17 protein-coding genes are annotated in these 20825 nt (G+C 68.0%); 16 read left to right on the top strand and 1 reads right to left on the bottom strand.

The annotated features are described in order from the left end of the window. From fliG to fliP, 10 genes are all read left to right on the top strand, one after another. Window positions 1-990, top strand: coding sequence for a flagellar motor switch protein FliG (fliG, locus tag ACCQ10_RS10165; RefSeq protein ID WP_372363095.1), 990 nt, complete (start codon window positions 1-3; stop codon window positions 988-990). Beyond that, window positions 987-1607 carry a FliH/SctL family protein gene (locus ACCQ10_RS10160; RefSeq protein ID WP_372362988.1) on the top strand — a complete coding sequence of 207 codons (621 nt, stop codon included), beginning with the start codon at window positions 987-989 and terminating at the stop codon, window positions 1605-1607. Before fliG ends, ACCQ10_RS10160 begins: the two co-directional genes overlap by 4 nt. Then, the gene (locus ACCQ10_RS10155) at window positions 1604-2980 is read left to right on the top strand and encodes a FliI/YscN family ATPase (RefSeq protein ID WP_039407763.1); all 1377 of its coding nucleotides are present in this window, start codon (window positions 1604-1606) and stop codon (window positions 2978-2980) included. Before ACCQ10_RS10160 ends, ACCQ10_RS10155 begins: the two co-directional genes overlap by 4 nt. A gap of 3 nt (window positions 2981-2983) precedes the next feature. After that, the gene (gene fliJ, locus ACCQ10_RS10150; protein ID WP_039407767.1) at window positions 2984-3439 is read left to right on the top strand and encodes a flagellar export protein FliJ; all 456 of its coding nucleotides are present in this window, start codon (window positions 2984-2986) and stop codon (window positions 3437-3439) included. Continuing rightward, window positions 3436-4719 (top strand): flagellar hook-length control protein FliK, encoded by a 1284-nt coding sequence (locus ACCQ10_RS10145; protein WP_372362987.1) that lies wholly within the window; start codon window positions 3436-3438, stop codon window positions 4717-4719. Before fliJ ends, ACCQ10_RS10145 begins: the two co-directional genes overlap by 4 nt. A gap of 164 nt (window positions 4720-4883) precedes the next feature. Continuing rightward, complete coding sequence (locus ACCQ10_RS10140; protein WP_179455335.1) at window positions 4884-5426, top strand: flagellar basal body-associated FliL family protein; 543 nt, start codon at window positions 4884-4886, stop codon at window positions 5424-5426. 10 nt (window positions 5427-5436) lie between these two features. After that, window positions 5437-6450, top strand: a complete 1014-nt coding sequence (gene fliM, locus ACCQ10_RS10135; RefSeq protein ID WP_039565009.1) for a flagellar motor switch protein FliM — start codon at window positions 5437-5439, stop codon at window positions 6448-6450. Next, window positions 6447-6785 carry a flagellar motor switch protein FliN gene (fliN, locus tag ACCQ10_RS10130; protein ID WP_372362986.1) on the top strand — a complete coding sequence of 113 codons (339 nt, stop codon included), beginning with the start codon at window positions 6447-6449 and terminating at the stop codon, window positions 6783-6785. Before fliM ends, fliN begins: the two co-directional genes overlap by 4 nt. After that, the gene (gene fliO / locus ACCQ10_RS10125) at window positions 6782-7189 is read left to right on the top strand and encodes a flagellar biosynthetic protein FliO (protein ID WP_355586547.1); all 408 of its coding nucleotides are present in this window, start codon (window positions 6782-6784) and stop codon (window positions 7187-7189) included. Before fliN ends, fliO begins: the two co-directional genes overlap by 4 nt. 1 nt (window position 7190) lies before the next feature. Then, window positions 7191-8036, top strand: coding sequence for a flagellar type III secretion system pore protein FliP (fliP, locus tag ACCQ10_RS10120; RefSeq protein WP_104580591.1), 846 nt, complete (start codon window positions 7191-7193; stop codon window positions 8034-8036). Between the two features lie 591 nt (window positions 8037-8627). Here fliP and ACCQ10_RS10115 read toward each other — a convergent pair. Then, window positions 8628-8825, bottom strand: coding sequence for a hypothetical protein (locus ACCQ10_RS10115; protein ID WP_372362985.1), 198 nt, complete (start codon window positions 8823-8825; stop codon window positions 8628-8630). Window positions 8826-8918: 93 nt separating this feature from the next. Here ACCQ10_RS10115 and ACCQ10_RS10110 point away from each other — a divergent pair, with 93 nt between their 5' ends. From ACCQ10_RS10110 to flhA, 6 genes are all read left to right on the top strand, one after another. After that, a complete protein-coding gene (locus tag ACCQ10_RS10110) occupies window positions 8919-9188 on the top strand; it encodes a flagellar biosynthetic protein FliQ (RefSeq protein ID WP_005917968.1) in 270 nt (89 codons plus the stop codon). 13 nt (window positions 9189-9201) lie between these two features. Then, window positions 9202-9993 (top strand): flagellar biosynthetic protein FliR, encoded by a 792-nt coding sequence (gene fliR / locus ACCQ10_RS10105; protein WP_039566112.1) that lies wholly within the window; start codon window positions 9202-9204, stop codon window positions 9991-9993. Between the two features lie 93 nt (window positions 9994-10086). Next, complete coding sequence (locus ACCQ10_RS10100; protein ID WP_372362984.1) at window positions 10087-13050, top strand: ligand-binding sensor domain-containing diguanylate cyclase; 2964 nt, start codon at window positions 10087-10089, stop codon at window positions 13048-13050. A gap of 416 nt (window positions 13051-13466) precedes the next feature. After that, entirely contained in the window at window positions 13467-16388 is a 2922-nt protein-coding gene (locus ACCQ10_RS10095; RefSeq protein ID WP_372362983.1) for a diguanylate cyclase, read from the top strand. A 260-nt stretch (window positions 16389-16648) separates the two neighbouring features. Continuing rightward, on the top strand, window positions 16649-17779 hold the full coding sequence (flhB, locus tag ACCQ10_RS10090; RefSeq protein WP_372362982.1) for a flagellar biosynthesis protein FlhB: 1131 nt from the start codon (window positions 16649-16651) through the stop codon (window positions 17777-17779). A 17-nt stretch (window positions 17780-17796) separates the two neighbouring features. Further along, window positions 17797-19869: a flagellar biosynthesis protein FlhA gene (gene flhA, locus ACCQ10_RS10085; RefSeq protein ID WP_372363094.1), complete on the top strand. Its 2073-nt coding sequence runs from the start codon at window positions 17797-17799 to the stop codon at window positions 19867-19869. Window positions 19870-20825: the final 956 nt, after the last annotated feature.

Below are 20825 nucleotides of genomic sequence, written 5' to 3'. Positions count from 1 at the left end.
ATGACCGGCGTGCAGCGCGCCGCAGTGCTGTTGCTGTCGCTGGGTGAGAGCGATGCGGCCGAGGTGCTCAAGCACATGGACCCCAAGGAGGTGCAGAAGATCGGCATCGCCATGGCCACCATGACCGGCATTTCGCGCGATCAGGTCGAAAAGGTGATGGACGAGTTCAACGGCGAACTGGCCGGCAAGACCTCGCTGGGCGTGGGCGCCGATGACTACATCCGCAACGTGCTGATCCAGGCGCTGGGCGCCGACAAGGCCGGCGGCCTGATCGACCGCATCCTGCTGGGCCGCAACACCACCGGCCTGGACACCCTGAAGTGGATGGACCCGCGCGCGGTCGCCGACCTGGTGCGCAATGAACACCCGCAGATCATCGCGATCGTGATGGCGCATCTGGACAGCGACCAGGCCGCCGAAGCGCTGAAGCTGCTGCCCGAGCGCACCCGCGCCGACGTGCTGTTGCGCATCGCCACCCTGGATGGCATTCCGCCCAACGCGCTGAGCGAGCTCAACGACATCATGGAGCGCCAGTTTGCCGGCAACCAGAACCTCAAGTCGTCCAACGTGGGCGGCATCAAGGTGGCGGCCAACATCCTCAACTTCCTGGACACCGGCTCCGACCAGGGCGTGCTGGGCGAGATCGGCAAGATCGATGCCGACCTGGCCGGCAAGATCCAGGACCTGATGTTCGTGTTCGACAACCTGGTGGACCTGGACGACCGCGGCCTGCAGACGCTGCTGCGCGAAGTCTCCGGCGAACGGCTGGGCCTGGCCCTGCGCGGCGCCGACACCAAGGTGCGCGAAAAGATCACCCGCAACATGTCCCAGCGCGCCGCCGAGATCCTGATCGAGGACATGGAAGCGCGCGGCCCGGTGCGCCTGGCCGACGTGGAAGCGGCGCAGAAGGAAATCCTCACCATCGTCCGCCGCCTGGCTGACGAGGGCGCCATCAGCCTGGGCGGCGCCGGTGCGGAGGCCATGGTATGAACGACGTGGTCACCCGCTGGCTGGCCCCCGACCTGCACATGGCCCCGGCCCTGCCGGAGCCGGAGTACGACGAACCGGCCATGCTCGAGCCGGTGCTGCGCCCGCCGACCCTGGAAGAGATCCAGGCCATCGAGGACGCCGCCCAGCACGAAGGTTTCGCGCGCGGGCATGCCGAAGGCTTCGCCCAGGGCCAGTCCGAGGTGCGCCGGCTCACCGCGCAGATCGACGGCATCCTGGACAACTTCACCCGCCCGCTGGCGCGGTTGGAAAACGAAGTGGTCGGCGCGCTCGGCGAATTGGCCGTGCGCATCGCCGGCCAGCTGGTCGGCCGTGCCTACCAGGCCGACCCGCAGCTGCTTGCCGACCTGGTCGGCGAGGCGGTCGATGCGGTGGGCGGTGCCGGCCGCGAGGTCGAGGTGCGCCTGCACCCGGACGACATCACCGCGCTGCTACCGCATCTGGCGCCCAGCAGCACCACCCGCGTGGCCCCGGATATGAGCCTGAGCCGCGGCGACCTGCGCGTGCACGCCGAAAGCGTGCGCGTCGATGGCACCCTGGATGCGCGCCTGCGGGCCGCGCTGGAGACAGTCATGCGCAAATCCGGGGCAGGCCTGTGAGCGCCCTGTTCGGTGCCACCCCGGCCGATTGGCTGGATGCACGCAATCTGCGCCTGGCCACCCGCCTGGGCGCGCTCGGCCTGGAGCCCACCGCCGGCCGTACCCTGATCCGCGAAGGCATCCTGCGCCGCGCGGTCGGCCTGACCCTGGAAGCCACCGGCTGCGAAGCGCCGATGGGCGCGACCTGCAAGGTCGAGGTCGATGGCGGCTGGGTGGATGCCGAAGTGGTCGGCTTTGCCGGCGAACGCACCTACCTGATGCCCAGCGCCGAACTGCACGGCCTGCTGCCGAACGCGCGCGTGGTGCCCTCGCGGCGCCGCGGCGGCGTGGAAGTGGGCGAAGGCCTGCTCGGCCGCGTCATCGACAGCGACGGCACCCCGCTCGACGGCAAGGGCCCGATCCGCGCCGAAGGCAGCGTCGGCATGGCCGGCGTGTCGATCAACCCGCTGGCGCGCGAACCCATCACCACCTCGCTGGACGTCGGCGTGCGGGCCATCAACGCCATGCTGCCGATCGGCCGCGGCCAGCGCGTGGGCCTGTTCGCCGGCTCCGGCGTCGGTAAATCGACGCTGCTGGGCATGATGACCCGCTTCACCTCGGCCGACGTCATCGTGGTCGGGCTGATCGGCGAACGTGGCCGCGAAGTGCGCGATTTCGTCGAAACCACCCTGGGCGAAGAAGGCCTGCGCCGCGCCGTGGTGGTGGCCGCTCCGGCCGACCGCCCGCCGCTGGCACGCCTGCATGGTGCCTACCGCGCCACCGCCATCGCCGAATGGTTCCGCGACCAGGGCTTGAACGTGCTGCTGCTGATGGACTCGCTGACCCGCTTTGCGCAAGCGCAGCGCGAGATCGGCTTGTCGGTGGGCGAGCCGCCGACCACCCGCGGCTATCCGCCGTCGGTATTCGCCAAATTGCCGGCGCTGGTGGAACGTGCCGGCAACGGCGCCAAGGGCCGCGGCTCGATCACCGCCTTTTACACCGTGCTGACCGAAGGCGACGACCCGCAGGACCCGATCGCCGACGCCGCCCGCGCCATTCTGGACGGCCACATCCTGTTGTCGCGTCGGGTGGCCGACAGCGGCCTGTACCCGGCCATCGACCTGGAATCCTCGGTCAGCCGCGTGGTGCAGGACATCGCCGACGAACCGTGGCGCCTGCGCATCCGCAAGCTCAAGCGGCTGCTCTCCGCCTACACCGCCAACCGCGACCTGATCGCCATCGGCGCCTACCAGCGCGGCAGCGACCCGGCCACCGACGAAGCATTGGCACGCTGGCCGGAGATCGTCGAATTCCTCGGCCAGGACGTGCACAAGGCGTCGGTGCTGAGCGACAGCCTGTCTGCACTGCAGCAGCTGGTGGAACCAGAGAACTAATCCATGATGCAGTCCAAGCGAATCGATCCCCTGCTGCGGCGGGCCCAGGAACAGGAAGACAAGGTCGCCCGCGACCTGGCCGAGCGCCAGCGCACCCTGGAGACCCATCAGTCGCGCCTGGAAGAACTGCGCCGCTACGCCGAGGAATACGCCAACAGCCACATGGCCGGCACCAGCGCGGTAGCGCTGAGCAACCGCCGCGCCTTTCTGGACAGGCTCGACAGCGCCGTGCTGCAGCAGGCACAGACCGTGCAGAGCAACATCGCCAAGGTCGAATCCGAGCGCACCCGCCTGCTGCTGGCCAGCCGCGAGAAGCAGGTGCTGGAGCAACTGGCGGCAAGCTACCGCGCCCAGGAGAACAAGGTGATCGAACGCCGCGACCAGCGCGAGATGGACGATCTGGGCGCACGTCGCTCGCGCCTGGCGCGGGCCGAAGATACTCACGGAGAATCCGCATGAACCCCCTGTCCGCCTTCGCCGCCGGCCTTGGCGCGCTTGCCGGTAACGGCAAGAAGTCCAGCTACAGCGACCCGTCGTCCGAGCAGGACCCGGCCAAGGACCAGTTTGCGCGCATGCTCCATCCGGCCAATACGCCCGGCCACGCGCAGGCGCTCGAGCGCGTGCCGCCCAAGCCGGCCGCTCCCAAGCCCAAGCAGTCCGACACCCAGCGCGACGACGACACGCGCGACGATGCGGCCGGCGATGCCACCGCACGGCCGCGTGCGCAGGACGGCCAGGCCAAGCCCGCCGCCTCCAGCGCCACCAAGGATCCGGCAACCACCGATAGCAGCACGGCCGCCGGCGCCGGCAAGAGCGGCAAGACCGCCAAGGCTGCCACTGCCAGCGAAGACGCGACCGCCGAAATGGCCACCGCCACCGATGCCGGCTGGCCGCCGCAAGGCCTGGGCGGCTTCGGCATGGGCCTGTTGGCCCAGGCGCTGCCGGGCGGCGACGTCCTGGCCGCCGCAGCCGCAGCGCTGACCGCCAGCATGGCCGGCGCAGCCAGCGCCACGCCCGCAGCCACCGCATTGCCCACCGACGCAGCCGCCCCCGCCGCCACCGCGACGGCCACGACCGCCCTGCCCGCCCTGGGCGCGCTGGCGCCGGCCGCCCTTGCCGGCGCCAAGCCCACCTCGACCACGGCAGTGAGCGGCGATGCGCAGACCGCCACGCTGATGAGCATGGCCGCCAAGGCACTGGAACCGGTCGCCGACGACAGCGCAGCTTCGGCCGCGCCGGATGCCCCGGCGTTCGTCCTGCCGACCACCACCGCGCCGGCACTCAACCGCCTGCAGGAGGCGGCACCGATCTTCAGCGCCTCGCCCACCCCCACCCCGGAGCTGGGCAGCGACACGTTCGACGACGCCATGGGCGCGCGCCTGAGCTGGCTGGCTGATCAGAAGATCGGCCATGCCCATATCAAGGTCACCCCGAACGAGATGGGCCCGGTGGAGGTGCGCCTGCATCTGGACGGCGACAAGGTCAACGCCAGCTTCACTGCCGCCAATGCCGACACCCGCCAGGCGCTGGAACAGAGCCTGCCGCGGCTGCGCGACATGCTCGGGCAGAACGGCTTCCAACTCGGGCAGGCCGATGTCGGCCAGCAACAGCAGGGCCAGACCGGCAACCGCAATGGCGGTGGCAGCGACGGCAACGGCCTCAGCCTGGACGACAGCCCACCCGTCGGAATTCCGTCGGTGGTGTTACGCCAGCGTGGATTGCTGGACGCCTACGCCTGAGCCAGCGCGCCGGATCGGCCGGCGCACTGCGCAAACCGGCCACCCCGGCGCCGCTGCCGCCCGCCCGACTCCCTGCAGCGCAAGGCTTGCGGGGGTTTTCACGTCTGCGCGCACGCTGCGCCAGGAAACCGTCGCAGTTTTGGCATGCCGATTGCATCCATCGGGTGAGCATTCCCCTGGAGCACACCGTGGCAGCCGCAAAGAAACCCGAAAAGAGCGAAGACAAGGACGAAAAGAAGAAAGGCGGCAAGAAGCCTCTTCTGCTGATCGCCATTGGCGTGGTCGTGCTGGCCGCGGCCGGCGGCGGCGCCTGGTTCTTTCTGGGTCACAAGGGTGAGGAGAAAGGCGGCAAGCACGACGCGCCCAAGGTGGCCGAAGTGCCCAAGCCGGCCCAGTACTTCCCGATGGACCCGGCGATCGTGGTCAACCTGGCCGACCCGGGCGATGGCCCGCAGTACCTGCAGGTCGAAGTGCAGCTGGTCACCCGCGACCCGGAAGAGCTCAAGCTCATTACCGAAAACGCGCCCGCCATCCGCGCGCACCTGCTGATGCTGCTGTCCCAGGTCAAGGCCACCGACGTGGCCGACCTGGCCGGCAAGCAGAAGCTGCAGAAGTCCGCCCTGGCCGAAGCGCAGAAGGTCATGACTAGCGAGACCGGCAAGAAGTGCGTCGAAGAATTGCTGTTCACCAGTTTCGTGACCCAGTAAGGCCTGCCCGATGAGCGTCAGTGACCTGCTTTCCCAGGACGAAATCGATGCCCTGCTGCACGGCGTGGATTCCGGTGCGGTCAACACCGAGCCGGAGCCGTTGCCCGGCGAGGCGCGTCAATACGACCTGTCCAGCCAGGACCGCATCATCCGCGGTCGCATGCCGACCCTGGAGATGGTCAACGAGCGCTTTGCGCGGTTGTGGCGCATCGGCCTGTTCAACCTGATCCGGCGCTCGGCAGACCTGTCGGTGCGCGGCATCGACCTGGTCAAGTTCAACGAGTACATGCACTCGCTGTACGTGCCGACCAACCTCAACCTGATCCGCTTCAAGCCGCTGCGCGGCACCGGCCTGATCGTGTTCGAACCGACCCTGGTGTTCACCGTGGTGGACAACTTCTTCGGTGGCGACGGCCGCTTCCATACCCGCATCGAAGGCCGCGAATTCACCGCCACCGAGATGCGCGTGATCCAGCTGATGCTCAAGCAGACCTTCGCCGACCTCAAGGAAGCCTGGGCGCCGGTGATGGACGTGGACTTCGAGTACATCAATTCGGAGATCAACCCGCACTTCGCCAACATCGTCACCCCGCGCGAGTACGTGGTGGTATGCCGGTTCCATGTGGAGCTGGAAGGCGGCGGCGGCGAGATCCACATCACCCTGCCGTACTCGATGCTGGAGCCGATCCGCGAACTGCTCGACGCCGGCATCCAGAGCGACCGCAACGACCGCGACGACTCCTGGAACGTGATGCTGCGCGAGCAGCTGGACACCGCCGAAGTGACCCTGTCCAGCGTGCTGGCCAGCAAGCGCATGAGCCTGCGCCAGCTCACCGGCCTGAAGGTCGGCGACATCCTGCCGATCGACCTGCCCGCCCAGGTGCCGCTGTGCGTTGAAGACATCCCCTTGTTCACCGGCGAATTCGGCGTCTCCAACGGCAACAACGCCGTCAAGATCACCGCCGTGCGCCCGCCGGGCGTGCAAGCCCCGCGCGCCGTTCCCTCCCAGGACTCCAACTCATGATCAACTCCGACACCCTCGACGCCGCGCCCGCCACCTTCGACAGCCTGCAGGCCGAGCACGACCACAATGCCGCCGACCTCAACCTGGACGTCATCCTGGACGTGCCGGTGACGCTGTCGCTGGAAGTGGGCCGTGCGCGCATTCCGATCCGCAACCTGCTGCAGCTCAACCAGGGCTCGGTGGTGGAACTGGAGCGCGGCGCCGGCGAACCGCTGGACGTCTACGTCAACGGCACCCTGATCGCGCATGGCGAAGTGGTGGTCATCAACGACCGCTTCGGCATCCGCCTGACCGATGTGGTCAGCCCCAGCGAACGGATCCGGAGGCTGCGGTGATCGGCCTGCTGGCCGCCGCGGCGCCTGCCGCGGCAAAGGCCACCCAGGTCGGCGCGCAGGCACCGTCCTCGCCTGGCCTGTTTGGCGCAGTCTTTGCATTGCTGTTGGTGCTCGCGCTGATCGTCGGCCTGGGCTGGTTGCTCAAGCGCATGCCCGGTAGCGGATTTCGCAGCAGCGAGGGCCTGCGCGTGGTGACCAGCCTGGCGGTGGGTGCCAAGGAGCGCGTGGTGGTGGTGGAAGTGAACGGCCAGCAGCTGTTGCTCGGCGTTACCGCCGGCGGCATCAGCACCCTGCATACCCTGCCCGAACCGTTGCCGCCCACGCCTGCCCCCACCCTGCCCAACCTCAAGCAACTCCCCAATTTCGCCCAGCTGCTCGCTCAGAAGCTGCGCAAGGATCCGTGACATGTTCAGTAGCTGGAATCGCTGGGGGCGCAGCCTCCGCCTGGTGTTGATCCTGCTGGTGATGAGCTGCCCGCTGCTGGCCGCCGCCGCCCCGGCCGCGCTGCCGTCGATGGCCCAGGCCGCCGCCCCCGCCGCTGCCCCGGCGGCAGTGCCGCCCGGTTCCAACCAGCTGCCGAACCTGCCCAACGTGAGCGTGGGCCGCATCGGCGACCAGCCGGTCAGCCTGCCGCTGCAGACCCTGCTGCTGATGACGGCGATCACCCTGCTGCCGTCGATGCTGCTGGTGCTGACTGCCTTCACCCGCATCACCATCGTGCTGGGCCTGCTGCGCCAGGCGCTGGGCACCGGCCAGACCCCGTCCAATCAGGTGCTGCTGGGCCTGGCGATGTTCCTGACCGCACTGGTGATGATGCCGGTGTGGCAGAAGATGTGGGGCGCCGGCCTGCAGCCGTACCTCAACAACCAGATCGATTTTTCCACCGCCTGGACATTGACCACCCAGCCGCTACGCGCCTTCATGCTGGCGCAGATCCGCGAGACCGATCTGATGACCTTCGCCGGCATGGCCGGCGACGGCAAGTACGCCGGCCCGGACGCGGTGCCGTTCCCGGTGCTGGTGGCCTCGTTCGTGACCAGCGAGCTGAAGACCGCCTTCGAAATCGGCTTTCTGATCTTCATCCCGTTCGTGATCATCGACCTGGTGGTGGCCAGCGTGCTGATGTCGATGGGCATGATGATGCTGTCGCCGATGCTGATCTCCGCACCGTTCAAGATTTTGCTGTTCATCCTGGTGGATGGGTGGGTGCTGGTGGTGGGGACGCTGGCTGCGAGCTTTAATGCGTCGTAGGTGTGGACGCGCGGTGCGCGCGGTAGCGCTTGTCAGTTGACTGATTTTTGCGCATTGCGGGGTTGCATTGCTCAACCATCAGCTCCGCTTGCCGCGTTTTGCCTTCCGCTTTTTGCCTTTGTGCTTCGCTTTGGCTTCTAGCTTCTCCGGGGCCCCATACCGCAGCGGCAAGGCCGGCAGATACAACCCGCAGGGCGGCGCGCATGGATGCGCGTCGTTTTTGTAAGGGACAGGGATGTCCCTTACAAAAATTTCTGCCGGACTTGCGCACCCGCAGCGCCGTAGGCGCGGAGGGCGCGAGGACGGGGTGTGCTTTCTTTTGGTTACTTTTCTTTGCACAAGCAAAGAAAAGTGACTCGCGCCCGCAGGGCGTGAAAGCCGTTGATTTCTCTGTCTCACACCAAAAACGAAACTGCAAACCGAGCAAACTCAAGTACAGGGCTTTCGCTCCCCTTCGGGGAACGAGTCACTTTCTTTGCTTGTGCAAAGAAAGTAACCAAAGAAACACACCCCGTCCTCGCGCCCCTACGCGCCAGGGCGCTACGGGTACGCAGTCCACGTGGGAATTTTTCTAAGGGACATCCATGTCCCTTAGAAAAACGTCGCGCATCCATGCGCGCCGCCCCTTCGGGGTTTGACCCACGCGGCCCGCCGCTGCGGTATGGGGGATGAAAAGCAAACTGCAAAAGCCAAGCAAGAGCACAGCGACAGCGACAGCGACAGCGACAGCGACAGCGACAGCGACAGCGACAGCGACAGCGACAGCGACAGCGACAGCGAGTGCAACACGAGGCAACTCAGATCCCCGTTCGCCAACCAATCCCGAACCACGAATCCCGAATCCCCGCCCCCATTGGCACCCCACTTGCATCACAGCACCCCATGAGCCCTGAAATCGCCCTGACTGAATTGCGTGGTGGCCTGGTCACCGTCCTGTGGATTGCCGGACCGATGCTGCTGGCGGTGCTGGTGGTGGGTGTGGTCATTGGCGTGGTGCAGGCCGCCACCCAGTTGAACGAACCCACCATTGCGTTCGTGGCCAAGGCAGTCGCGTTGACGGCCACCTTGTTTGCCACCGGCAGCATGCTGCTGGGGCACCTGGTGGAGTTCACCATCGCGCTGTTCCAGCGCATTCCGCATCTGATCGGCTAGCGGGCCGGCGCGGATGGATGCTGCCACCCAGATGGTGATCGACGGCCAGCGCGCGTTTGCGATGGTCGGGGCGATCATGTGGACGATGCTGCGGACCGGCGCCTTGCTGACCGCCATGCCGTTGATCGGCACGCGCGCCGTGCCCGGGCGGGTGCGGGTCATGCTGACCGGGACCCTGGCGATGGCGCTGGCACCGATCCTGCCGCCGGTGCCCGAGTGGGACGGGTTCACCGCCAGCGCAGTGCTGAGCATTGCGCGCGAGCTGGCGGTGGGCGCGAGCATGGGCTTCATGCTCAAGCTGATCTTCGAGGCGGGCGCGCTGGCCGGCGAGCTGGTGTCGCAGTCCACCGGCCTGTCGTTCGCGCAGATGTCCGACCCGATGCGCGGGGTGACCTCCGGCGTGATCGCACAGTGGTTCTATATCGGTTTCGGGCTGTTGTTCTTTGCCGCCAACGGCCACCTGGCCGTGATCGCGCTGCTGGTGGACAGCTACAAGGCGCTGCCGATCGGCACCGCAATCCCCGACGCCAGCGCCTTTGCCGAGGTCGCCCCGACATTGTTCCTGCAGATCCTGCGCGGCGGGCTGACCCTGGCCTTGCCGATGATGGTGGCGATGCTGGCGGTCAACCTGGCCTTCGGCGCACTGGCCAAGGCGGCACCGGCGCTGAACCCCATGCAGCTGGGCCTGCCGCTGACGGTGTTGCTGGGACTGTTCCTGTTGTCCAGCTTTGCGAGCGAATTCGCCCCGCCGGTGCAACGCATGTTCGACACTGCCTTCGATGCCGCCAGAGAACTGACGGGCTGACCGCGCCACACCTCAAGTTTTGTAACCGATCGCCGTCAACGCTGGGGACGATTGGCCCGTTCAATCGGCATACCCCTCTTTCCGCGGAAACCGATGCTCATCTCAGCGCTGTTCGCCTGCCCTGCTTCGCGACGCGCTGCGTCGCGGGCGCGTCTGTGGCTGCTGGCGGTCGCGCTGCTGCTGGCCTGCGTGACCGGCGCGCAGGCACAGAGTTACAGCCTTCGCGATTACGGGCAGGCAGACGGCTTGCAGGGCATGACCATCAACGGGCTGGTCGAAGACCGGCGCGGCGAGGTGTGGGTGGCGACCGAGCTGGCGCTGCACCGCTTCGAACGCGACCGCTTCATTCCCGTCGAGCGGGAGAGCGGGCTGGATGCCCGCTATACGCGCGCGCTGACGCTGGACGATGCAGGGCGGCTGTGGGTTGCCACCGCCAATGGCGTCTTCGTGCGCAGCGGCGAGCGGTTCGTGCAGGTGTTGAAGGAGGGCAAGCGCATCAGGGCCGATGCCGGCAATGTGATCGCGCGCTACCGCAATGGCGTGGCCGTCATCAGTGATGGCGCGCTGCTGGCGCTGACGCCGGCTGCCGACGGTTCCTGGCAGGTGCAGACGCTGATACTGCAAACGCGCGATGGCACCGTGTTGAAGACCGGCCCTACCCTGCTGGCCGATGGCCGGTTCCTGTGGGTGTCCTGCAATGCCGGTGTCTGTCGTCTGGACGCCAATGGCACCGTAGTCGAAACCTTGTCCGACGCCGATGGCGTACCGGCCAGGCGGTGGCGCGTGATCTTTCGCGAGCGTGGCGGCCGGCTGTGGTTGCGCGGCGGCGGCATCATGGTGTCGCGCGAGCCGGGCGCCTCCCGTTTCCAGGAGCGTCCGGCCAATCCGCACAACAGCTTCGAAACCATGTCCGGTGCCACCACGATGGTGGAAGACGCGCATGGCCGCATGCTGACGCGCTCGGATCACGGTCTGGTGCGTTGGGACGGTTCGCATTGGACCGATATCGGCACCGATCAGGGCCTGCAGCTGGATGCGATGGTTGGTGCGCTGCTGTTCCAGAGCACCGGGACCTTGTGGATCGGCACGCGCGGGACCGGGCTGCAGCGCCTGCTCGGCTACGGCAACATCGAGCATCTCACCGAAGCACAGGGCGTGGCGTCGGCGCCCATCTGGTCGATGCAGCGCCTGCCCGACGGCACACTCGCAGTAGGCGCCGACGGCGGTGCCAACCTGCTCGCGCGCCACGCCGTGCGTGCGCAGCCGTGGCGGCTGGAGGATGGCAAGCCGTTGTCGCAGACGCTGAACATCGCGGTGGCACCGGACGGCGCGGCCTGGCTGTCGTACTACTCCGGCGCCATCGCACGGCGCGATCCAGTCACCGGATTGACCCGGCAGGTGATGGATCTGCCGCGGCCGGGCTACAAGATCCTGTTCGACACCACCGGTTCGGTCTGGATTGCGACCTCGCGCGGGCTCGGGCACGGCCAAGCCAGCCCGCCTTACACGCTGGTGTCCGATCCGGCGATGGCGACCAGGTTCATTGGCGATATCGACCTGGATCCCCAAGGCCGCCTGTGGGCCGCCACCGGCGATGGTCTGTACCGGCGTGACGGCACGACATGGGTGCACGTGCCGGTCACCGGGACGTTGCCCACGCAGGACATGTACCAGATCGATTTCGCGCCCGATGGCGAAATCTGGCTGTCGTTGCGCGAAACCGGGCTATGGCATGGCCGCCTGCAGGCCGATGGCAGCCTGCCGGTCCAGGCGGTGGACGACCCGTTGTTGTCCAGGGTGATGCCATTCATCCTGCGTCACGATCGCAAGGGCCGGCTATGGGTGGGCAGCAGCCAGGGGCTGGATCTGTACCAGCATGGACGTTGGTCGCGCATCACCCGTGCAGAAGGCCTGCTGTGGGACGACCTCTCGTCCAATGCGTTTCTGGAAGACGACGACGGCAGCATCTGGGTCGGCAGCAGCAGAGGGCTCAGCCATCTGCGCGACCCGCAGCGGTTGTTTGCGGCACAGGCGCTCAAGGTCGAGATCGGCCAGGTCCGTCGCGGCACCCAGATCGTCCGGGCCGGCAGCGCGCTGGACTGGTCGGAAACGCCGCTGGACATCGAGCTTCAAACGCCTGGCGTCGAAGGCGGCGCCGAGCGGATCAGTTTCCGCTATCGCGTGGAAGGCCATCAGGCGCGCTGGACCACCACCTCGCTCAGCCATCTCACCTACCCACTGCTGCCACCGGGCCGTTACACGCTCGAGGTGCAGGCGCTGGATGCCTATCAACGCAGCGCAAGCGCCGTGGCGCGGTTCCACTTCGTGCTGCGCGCACCCTGGTGGCGCGGCATCCCCGCACTGATCGGCTATGGGGTGCTGGCCATTGCAGCGGTGATCGTGCTGTTGCGCTGGCGTACCGCCAAACTGCTGCGCCGCAAGCGCGAGCTGGAGCAGCTGGTGGCCGAACGCACCGCCGAACTGGAGCAGGACAAGCGCGATCTGGAATCGGCCCGTGCCGCGCTCGCGCTCAAGGCCACCCACGACGAACTCACCGGCCTGCTCAACCGCGCCGGCATCCTCGCGGCCCTACGCGACATGCTGGAACGCGCCGATGCGACGGCGCGGCCGTTGGCGGTGGTGCTGATCGACCTGGACCATTTCAAGCTGGTCAACGACCAGCACGGCCACCTGGCCGGCGATGCGGTGCTGGCCGGGGTGGGCCGGCGGATGGATACGCTGGTGCGTGGCGAGGACCGCATCGGCCGTTACGGCGGCGAGGAATTGCTGGCGCTGATGCCGGGGCTGACGCAGGAGGCCACGCATCGGCTGGATGCCCTGCACCGCGGCATCTGCGGCGACTACCCCATCGACGGCGGCCGGCTGCATGTCACCTGCTCGATCGGCGTGGCCTGGTTCCAGCCCGGCGAAACCCTCGAACAATTGCTGGCCCGCGCCGATGCAGCGCTGTACGCCGCCAAGCGCAGCGGCCGCAATCGTATCGACTACGACCATGGGCCGGTGCGCCCTGCCGCACCGGCCGGTCATCTCGACTGATCCGACCGGCGCAGCGCGGCGGCAACGCTGCGCAGGGCCGGCGTGTGCACCGACATGGCGTGTGCGCCCTCGCTGCCACAAGTGCCGATCAGCGCACGGCGCGCTGGTTGGCCAGCGGCGCGATGGACGCGCCGCGCCAGCGCCGCCGCCCTGGCGCCCAGCTTTGCGCTGCAGCCTTGACCGCGATCCAGATCGTGCATTGACGCTGGTCTCGGCCGTTCCACGACAGGACTGCGGCACGGTCCGGCCCGCTGATTCACCGCGTCGATCGATTGTCAAATGCAATTAAAGTAAATCGCATGCACAGCCGCTAGTCGATAGATCGTGGCCTGGGATGGGGCCACCAATGGCAAGCGTGAGGCGTCTGCGCGAGGGCGCGGACCATACGCTTGGATGCGTGGGAGAGCGAAACGCCCGTGGGGTTCTTGCACCGCCAATCGAGGTCGTCAGGCCGAGTGCCACCGTTGACCGCGGTGCTGCTGTTGGCCCTGCTGTCGTTTGCGGAGCTGGCTGGTGCGCAGAGCGCCAGCATTCGGCGTTATGCCCACGATCAGGGCCTACTCGGCCTGGCCGGCACCTGCCTGCTGCAGACCCGTCATACCCTGCTGTGGGTATGCACCGAGAGCGGCCTGTATCGCTACAACGGCCGCCTCTTTCAGCAGGTTCCGCTGGACGGCCTGCGCAACGAACCGATCACCGCCATGAGCGAAGCGCCGGACGGTCGCCTGTGGGTTGCCGGGTTCCAGGCGCTGTTCGTCGGCGACGAACATGGCTTCCGCAAGCTTGCCCGCGACGAGGCCGAGCATCTGCAGGACGGCATGCTGCTGGCCAGCCCGTCGTGGGGCACGGTGATGCTCAACGGCGGCGAACTGGAGGTGCTGCGCCCGCGCAGCAATGGCAAGTGGCATAGCGACTACCTGCTGGACACCGCCACGCGGGTGCGGGTGCCGGAACTGTCCAAGGCGATGAGTCTGTCGGTGGAGGGCGACACCCTGTGGGTGGGGTGCGCGCGCAAGCTGTGCGCCATCGACGCGCAACGCCGGGTGCAGGTCTATGGCCCCGACCAGGGCGTGCCGGAGGACCGCTGGTCCAGCGTGCTGCGCGATCGCGACGGCGGGCTGTGGGCCCGCGGCGCCGGGACCCTGCTCCACCGCGCGCCGGGTGACGACCGCTTCCGCGTGCGCCCGCTGCCGCTGCTGGACGGCAGCACGGTCGGACGACAGGCACCGCTGGTGCTGGATCGCGAAGGACGCGTGCTGGTGCGCCGCAACGATGGCCTGGTGCGCTGGGAACACGGCCGCTGGCGGACCTTCGGCGCCGGCAACGGGCTGCCACCGGGCAGCAGCGACGCGATCGTGGTCGATCGCGACGGCGACCTCTGGATGACCGTGGACGGCGAAGGCCTGGTGCGTTGGGCCGGCTACGAATGGATCGAGAACTGGGACGCCACACAGGGCATGCCGCCCGCCCCGACCTGGTCCATTGCACGCGATGCGCAGCACGCCTTGCTGGTCGGCAACGAGCACGGCGTGGGACGACAGGCGCACCCGGGCGGGCGCTTTGCACCGGCGCTGCCGCAAGCCGGCATCCAGATCGTGGGCATGCAGCGCAGCAGCGACGGCAGCCTGTGGACGCTCAACTCGGCCGGCCACCTGCAGCGCTTCTGGCCCGATGGTCGCAACGCCGAGGTGGCCAAACTCCCGCGCACCGCCAGACGCCTGCTCCTGGATCGCCAGGGCCGGCTATGGATCCTCACCGCCGGCGGACTGTTCGTGATCGAGCGCCCGCTTGAGGGCGGCGCGCTGCAGCCGGTTGCCGGCATGCCCGCCATTGCCTACACCGATATCCAGCAGACCGCCGACGGCACGCTGTGGGTGTCCAGCGCCAACGGTCTGTTCCGGCTGCGCGGCGCACACTGGGCCAAGGTGCCGGTGAAGGTCAACGGTGGCGATGCCGAGCCCTGGGTGAGCAAGTTCCATATCAGCGACAGCGGCGAAGTGTGGCTGGCCTTCTACCGCCCCGGCGTCTGGCACGGCATGGTGCTGGCCGACGGCGTGGACCTGCAGGCCATCAGCGACGACGCGCTGCGCGATGTGGGCGTGTACCTGTTGCGCGGCGACAGCGTGGGCCGGATCTGGGTGGGCCATGCGCGTGGCGTGGAGGTCTATGACGGCGAGCGCTGGGCGCATCTGTCGCAATCGCAGGGGCTGATCTGGGACGACGTGTCCGAAGCGGCGTTCGCCGAGGATCCGGATGGCTCGGTGTGGATCGGCACCGCGCGCGGCGTCAGCCACCTGGCCGACCCGGCGCGGCTGTTCGACGATCGCCAGCCCAGCGTGCGGATCGACAGCGTCAGCCGCGGCGGCGTCCCGATCCGCAGCGGGCAGCTGCTCGGCTGGAGCGACAAGCCGCTGCATATCGAACTGTCCACGATGGAGGTCTACGACGACCCGAGCCGCCTGACCGTGCGCTATCGCCTGCTCGGCCTGCACGACGAATGGATCCAGAGCGACGACCTGTCGATCGACCAACCGCCGCTGCCGTCCGGGCACTTCCGCCTGCAGGTGCAGGTGCTGGACCGCTATCGGCGCACCGCCTCCCCGGTCGTGGACCTGGCCTTTGCGGTGGCGCCGCTGTGGTGGCGCAGCCCGCCGGCGATCGCCTTGTACCTGCTGATCGGCAGCGGCCTGCTGATCGGGCTGTGGAGCTGGCGCCACCGTCATCTGATGGCGCGCGAGCGCATGCTGGCCGAGCTGGTGGCCGAGCGCACCTACCAGCTCGAACGCGAGAAGCACGAGCTGGAAAGCGCACGCGCCGCGCTGGCGCTGAAGGCCAGCCACGACGCGCTCACCGGCCTGCTCAACCGCTCCGGCATTCTCGAGGCCATGGGCGAGGAACTGCAGGCCTGCGCGCATGCAGAACACCCGTTGGCGGTGGTGTTGATCGACCTGGACCACTTCAAGCAGGTCAACGACGAACACGGCCACCTGGTCGGCGATGCGGTGCTGGCCAAGGTGGGCGCGCGGCTTACCGCCTGCCTGCGCGATTCGGACAAGGTGGGCCGGTACGGCGGCGAAGAACTGCTGTTGCTGCTGCCCGGCATGACCCGTCAGGGCCAGCATCGGCTGCGCGCCATCCATGAGGCGATCAGCCTGTCGCCCTACGAGGTGGGCGCTGCGCGCGCGCTGCAGGTGACCTGCTCGATCGGTGTGGCGTGGTACCGCGTCGGCGACACCGCCGCCACCCTGCTGGCGCGTGCGGACGAGGCCTTGTATCGGGCCAAGCGCCACGGCCGCAACCGTATCGAGCCGGAAGAACCGGAGATTTCGGTGGCCTGAGCGCGCGGCCCATGCACCGGGGACCCAGGCTCCCCGTGGGGGCGCGTCGGTGCGTTGCGCGCGCCCGTGCTCGGCCGCTGGGCGAGCTGGCGGCAGAGCGGTAGAGCGGCAAAGCGGGTGAACGGTCCAGGACGATCACGGTCCAGGACGATCGCCGCCTGCAGCTTGGCACGCTGTGTCGCTGCCGGCGTCCGGGGCTGGCGGCCGCGGTTCTGGAATGCCGCTTGCATCAGTGGGCGTAATCCCCCACCGGCATCCCCATGTCCGAGTCCGAAGACGGCGGCGAGCGTACAGAGCTTCCCACCGAAAAACGCCTGCGCGAGGCCCGCGAACAGGGCAACTTCCCGCAATCGCGTGAGCTGTCCACCGCCGCGGTGTTTGGCGCCGGCGTGTTCGGATTGATGACACTGGCCGGCGGCATTGGCGATGGCGCGGCGGTCTGGATGAAGACCGCACTCAGCCCGGACCCGAAGATGCGCGAGAACCCGATGGCGCTGTTCGGCCACTTCGGGGACCTGCTGCTGCAACTGATGTGGGTGATGCTGCCGCTGATCGGCGTCTGCCTGCTGGCCGGGCTGGCCGGGCCGCTGTTGATGAGCGGCATGCATTTTTCCGGCAAGGCGCTGATGCCCGACCTCACCAAGCTCAACCCGATGAACGGGGTCAAGCGCATGTGGGGCAGCAATAGCCTGGCCGAGCTGGTCAAGTCGGTGCTGCGCCTGCTGTTCGTCGGCCTGGCCGCCTGGCTGTGCATCTCCAAGAGCCTGCCCGGCCTGCGCGCGCTGGTGAACCAGCCGCTGGAACAGGCGGTGGGCAACGGCCTGGACTTCACCAAGAGCCTGCTGTTCTACACCGCAGGCGCCTTGGTGCTGCTGGCGGCCATCGACGCGCCGTACCAGAAGTGGAACTGGCTGCGGAAGCTGAAGATGACCCGCGAAGAGATCAAGCGCGAGATGAAGGAAAGCGAGGGCAGCCCGGAGGTGAAGGGCCGCATCCGCCAGATGCAGATGCAGATGTCGCAGCGCCAGATGATGGAAGCGGTGCCCAAGGCCGACGTGGTGCTGATGAATCCGACCCACTACGCGGTGGCGCTCAAGTACGAAGGCGGCAAGATGCGCGCCCCGATCGTGGTGGCCAAGGGCGTGGACGAAATGGCCTTCCGCATCCGCGAAGCCGGCGAACAGCACCGGGTGGCGATCGTCACCGCCCCGCCTTTGGCACGCGCCTTGTATAGGGAAGCCCAAATCGGCAAGGAAATTCCCGTGAGACTCTATTCGGTCGTGGCCCAGGTGCTGTCCTACGTCTACCAGTTGCGCGGGTGGAACGGCGGCCCGATGCCGGAATTGCCGTCGCTGGACGTGGATGAGTTCGGCAAGGGGGCCAGCGCATGAGCGCCCAACCTGCCCCGATGAACGCCCGCCGCGTCATGGAGTTGCTGCGTAACGGCCTGGGTGCCCCGCTCGCCCTGATGGCCATGCTGGCCATGCTGATGGTGCCGCTGGCCGCGCCGGTGCTGGACGCGCTGTTCACCTTCAACATCGCCATCTCGCTGATGGTGCTGCTGGCGGTGGTGTATGTGCAGCGCCCGCTGGAATTCACCATTTTCCCGATCGTGCTGTTGATGACCACGATGCTGCGGCTGGCGCTGAACGTCGCCTCCAGCCGCGTGATCCTGATCAACGGCCAGGACGGCCACGCCGCGGCCGGCAAGGTCATCGAGGCGTTCGGCCAGTTCGTGATCGGCGGCAACTACGCCGTGGGTATCGTGGTGTTCGCGATCCTGACCATCATCAACTTCGTGGTCATCACCAAGGGTGCCGGGCGCGTGTCGGAAGTGACCGCGCGCTTCATTCTGGACGCCATGCCCGGCAAGCAGATGGCCATCGACGCCGACCTCAACGCCGGTTTGCTGACGCGCGAGGAAGCCAAGGCCCGCCGCGAGGAAGTCCGCGAGGAAGCCGACTTCTACGGTGCGATGGACGGTGCCAACAAGTTCATCCGCGGCGACGCCATCGCCGCCATCCTGATCCTGTTCATCAACCTGGTCGGCGGCATGGCCGTCGGCATGTTCCAGCACGGCATGAGCTTCGTGGATGCCGCCTCCACCTACACCCTGCTGTCGATCGGCGACGGCTTGGTGGCGCAGCTGCCGGCCTTGCTGGTGTCGTCCTCGGTGGCCTTGCTGGTGACCCGCGCCTCGCGGGCGCAGGACATGCGCGGGGCGATGGTCAGCCAGGTGTTCGGCCAGCACCGCGCACTGGCGGTGGCCGCAGCGATCCTGGGCCTGGTCGGCCTGGTGCCGGGCATGCCGAACGTCGCGTTTTTGACGCTGGGCCTGATCCTGGGCGTGATCGCCTGGAAAATGTACAAGCGCAGCCTGGTGGCGCCAGCGGCAGGCGATGCGGCCACCGACCCACAGGCGGCTGCGGCGGCCACTGCCGCCCAGGCCAGCGCGGAACTGAGCTGGGACGAACTGCGCCCGATCGACCCGCTGGGCCTGGAAGTGGGCTACCGGCTGATCCCGCTGGTGGACAAGCACCAGGGCGGCGAATTGATGGCGCGCATCAAGGGCGTGCGCCGCAAGCTCACCCAGGACATCGGCTTCCTGGTGCCGCCGGTGCATATCCGCGACAACCTGGAGCTGTCCGCCAACGCGTATCGGCTGCTGGTGCACGGCGTGCCGGTGGCCACTGCGGAAATCTATCCCGATCGCGAACTGGCGCTGGACCCGGGCGGCGCGCTCGGCCAGCTCGACGGCATTCCCGGCAAGGACCCGGCGTTCGGCCTGGACGCCACCTGGATCCAGCCGCATCAGCGCGCCTATGCCGAATCGATGGGCTATACCGTGGTCGACCCGGCCACCGTGGTGGCCACCCATCTGTCGCACCTGATCCGCGAACACGCCCCGGAACTGCTCGGCCACGAAGAAGTGCAGCAGCTGCTGGCAACCCTGGCCAAGACGGCGCCCAAGATGGTCGAGGACCTCACCCCCAAGGCGCTGCCGCTGTCGGTGGTGGTGCGCGTGCTGCAGAACCTGCTGATCGAGCGCATCCCGGTACGCCAGCTGCGCAAGATCGTCGAAGCGCTGGTCGAGCACGCCCCGCATAGCCAGGACCCGGCCACCCTCACCGCCGCCGTGCGTACCTCGCTGGGCCGCTTCATCGTGCAGGAAATCGCCGGCATGTCGGCCGAGCTGCCGGTGTTCACCCTGGCCCCGCAGCTGGAGCGCGTGCTGCAGGAATCTACCCACGGCAACGGCGTGGCACTGGAACCCGGCCTGGCCGAGCGCCTGCACCAGAGCCTGGCCGATTGCGTGGGCAAGCAGGAAGCGCGCAACGAACCGGCGGTGGTGCTGGTGCCGGGCCAGGTCCGCGCGGCGCTGGCCCGCCTGGTCCGCCACAGCGTGCCCAGCCTGTCGGTGCTGGCCTACAGCGAAGTGCCGGAAGACAAGCGCCTGAAGCTGGTCGGCACGATCAGCTAAAGACCAACGCCCCTCATCCGGCGCTGCGCGCCACCTTCTCCCGCCTGCGGGAGAAGGCAACGGGTTGCCAGCGCTGCAGCGGCGTTCCACCAACGCCTCCTTCCCTGCCTGCAAACGCCTCCCTTCCCCCGCCTGCGGGGGAAGGGGCCCGAAGGGCGGATGGGGGCAACACTCTGGCGATGTTCCCGCAGGCATGACTCGCACGGCACCAACGCCCCTCATCCGGCGCTGCGCGCCACCTTCTCCCGCCTGCGGGAGAAGGCAACGGGTTGCCAGCGCTGCAGCGGCGTTCCACCAACGCCTCATTCCCCTGCCTGCAAACGCCTCCCTTCCCCCGCCTGCGGGGGAAGGTGCCCGAAGGGCGGATGGGGGCAGCACTCTGGCGATGTTCCCGCAGGCGTGACTCGCACGGCACCAACGCCCCTCATCCGGCGCTGCGCGCCACCTTCTCCCGCCTGCGGGAGAAGGCAACGGGTTGCCAGCGCTGCAGCGGCGTTCCACCAACGCCTCCCTTCCCCTGCCTGCAAATGCCTCCCTTCCCCCGCCTGCGGGGGAAGGTGCCCGAAGGGCGGATGGGGGCAGCACTCTGGCGATGTTCCCGCAGGCGTGACTCGCACGGCACCAACGCCCCTCATCCGGCGCTGCGCGCCACCTTCTCCCGCCTGCGGGAGAAGGCAACGGGTTGCCAGCGCTGCAGCGGCGTTGCACCAACGCCTCCCTTCCCCTGCCTGCAAACGCCTCCCTTCCCCCGCCTGCGGGGGAAGGTGCCCGAAGGGCGGATGGGGGCAGCACTCTGGCGATGTTCCCGCAGGCGTGACTCGCACGGCACCAACGCCCCTCATCCGGCGCTGCGCGCCACCTTCTCCCGCCCGCGGGAGAAGGCAACGGGTTGCCAGCGCTGCAGCGGCGTTGCACCAACGCCTCCTTCCCCTGCCTGCAAACGCCTCCCTTCCCCC

It is taken from the genome of Xanthomonas sp. NCPPB 1325 (assembly GCF_041477645.2).
GTDB lineage: Bacteria > Pseudomonadota > Gammaproteobacteria > Xanthomonadales > Xanthomonadaceae > Xanthomonas > Xanthomonas cannabis.
This window is presented reverse-complemented; position numbering and strand designations above follow the sequence as displayed.

Bases quoted from the DNA above. Each gene is read 5' to 3' on its own strand.
- fliG (WP_372363095.1), top strand. From the start codon at position 1: ATGACCGGCGTGCAGCGCGCCGCAGTGCTGTTGCTGTCGCTGGGTGAG.
- ACCQ10_RS10160 (WP_372362988.1), top strand. From the start codon at position 987: ATGAACGACGTGGTCACCCGCTGGCTGGCCCCCGACCTGCACATGGCC.
- fliJ (WP_039407767.1), top strand. From the start codon at position 2,984: ATGATGCAGTCCAAGCGAATCGATCCCCTGCTGCGGCGGGCCCAGGAA.
- ACCQ10_RS10145 (WP_372362987.1), top strand. From the start codon at position 3,436: ATGAACCCCCTGTCCGCCTTCGCCGCCGGCCTTGGCGCGCTTGCCGGT.
- fliM (WP_039565009.1), top strand. From the start codon at position 5,437: ATGAGCGTCAGTGACCTGCTTTCCCAGGACGAAATCGATGCCCTGCTG.
- fliN (WP_372362986.1), top strand. From the start codon at position 6,447: ATGATCAACTCCGACACCCTCGACGCCGCGCCCGCCACCTTCGACAGC.
- fliP (WP_104580591.1), top strand. From the start codon at position 7,191: ATGTTCAGTAGCTGGAATCGCTGGGGGCGCAGCCTCCGCCTGGTGTTG.
- ACCQ10_RS10110 (WP_005917968.1), top strand. From the start codon at position 8,919: ATGAGCCCTGAAATCGCCCTGACTGAATTGCGTGGTGGCCTGGTCACC.
- fliR (WP_039566112.1), top strand. From the start codon at position 9,202: ATGGATGCTGCCACCCAGATGGTGATCGACGGCCAGCGCGCGTTTGCG.
- ACCQ10_RS10100 (WP_372362984.1), top strand. From the start codon at position 10,087: ATGCTCATCTCAGCGCTGTTCGCCTGCCCTGCTTCGCGACGCGCTGCG.
- flhB (WP_372362982.1), top strand. From the start codon at position 16,649: ATGTCCGAGTCCGAAGACGGCGGCGAGCGTACAGAGCTTCCCACCGAA.
- flhA (WP_372363094.1), top strand. From the start codon at position 17,797: ATGAACGCCCGCCGCGTCATGGAGTTGCTGCGTAACGGCCTGGGTGCC.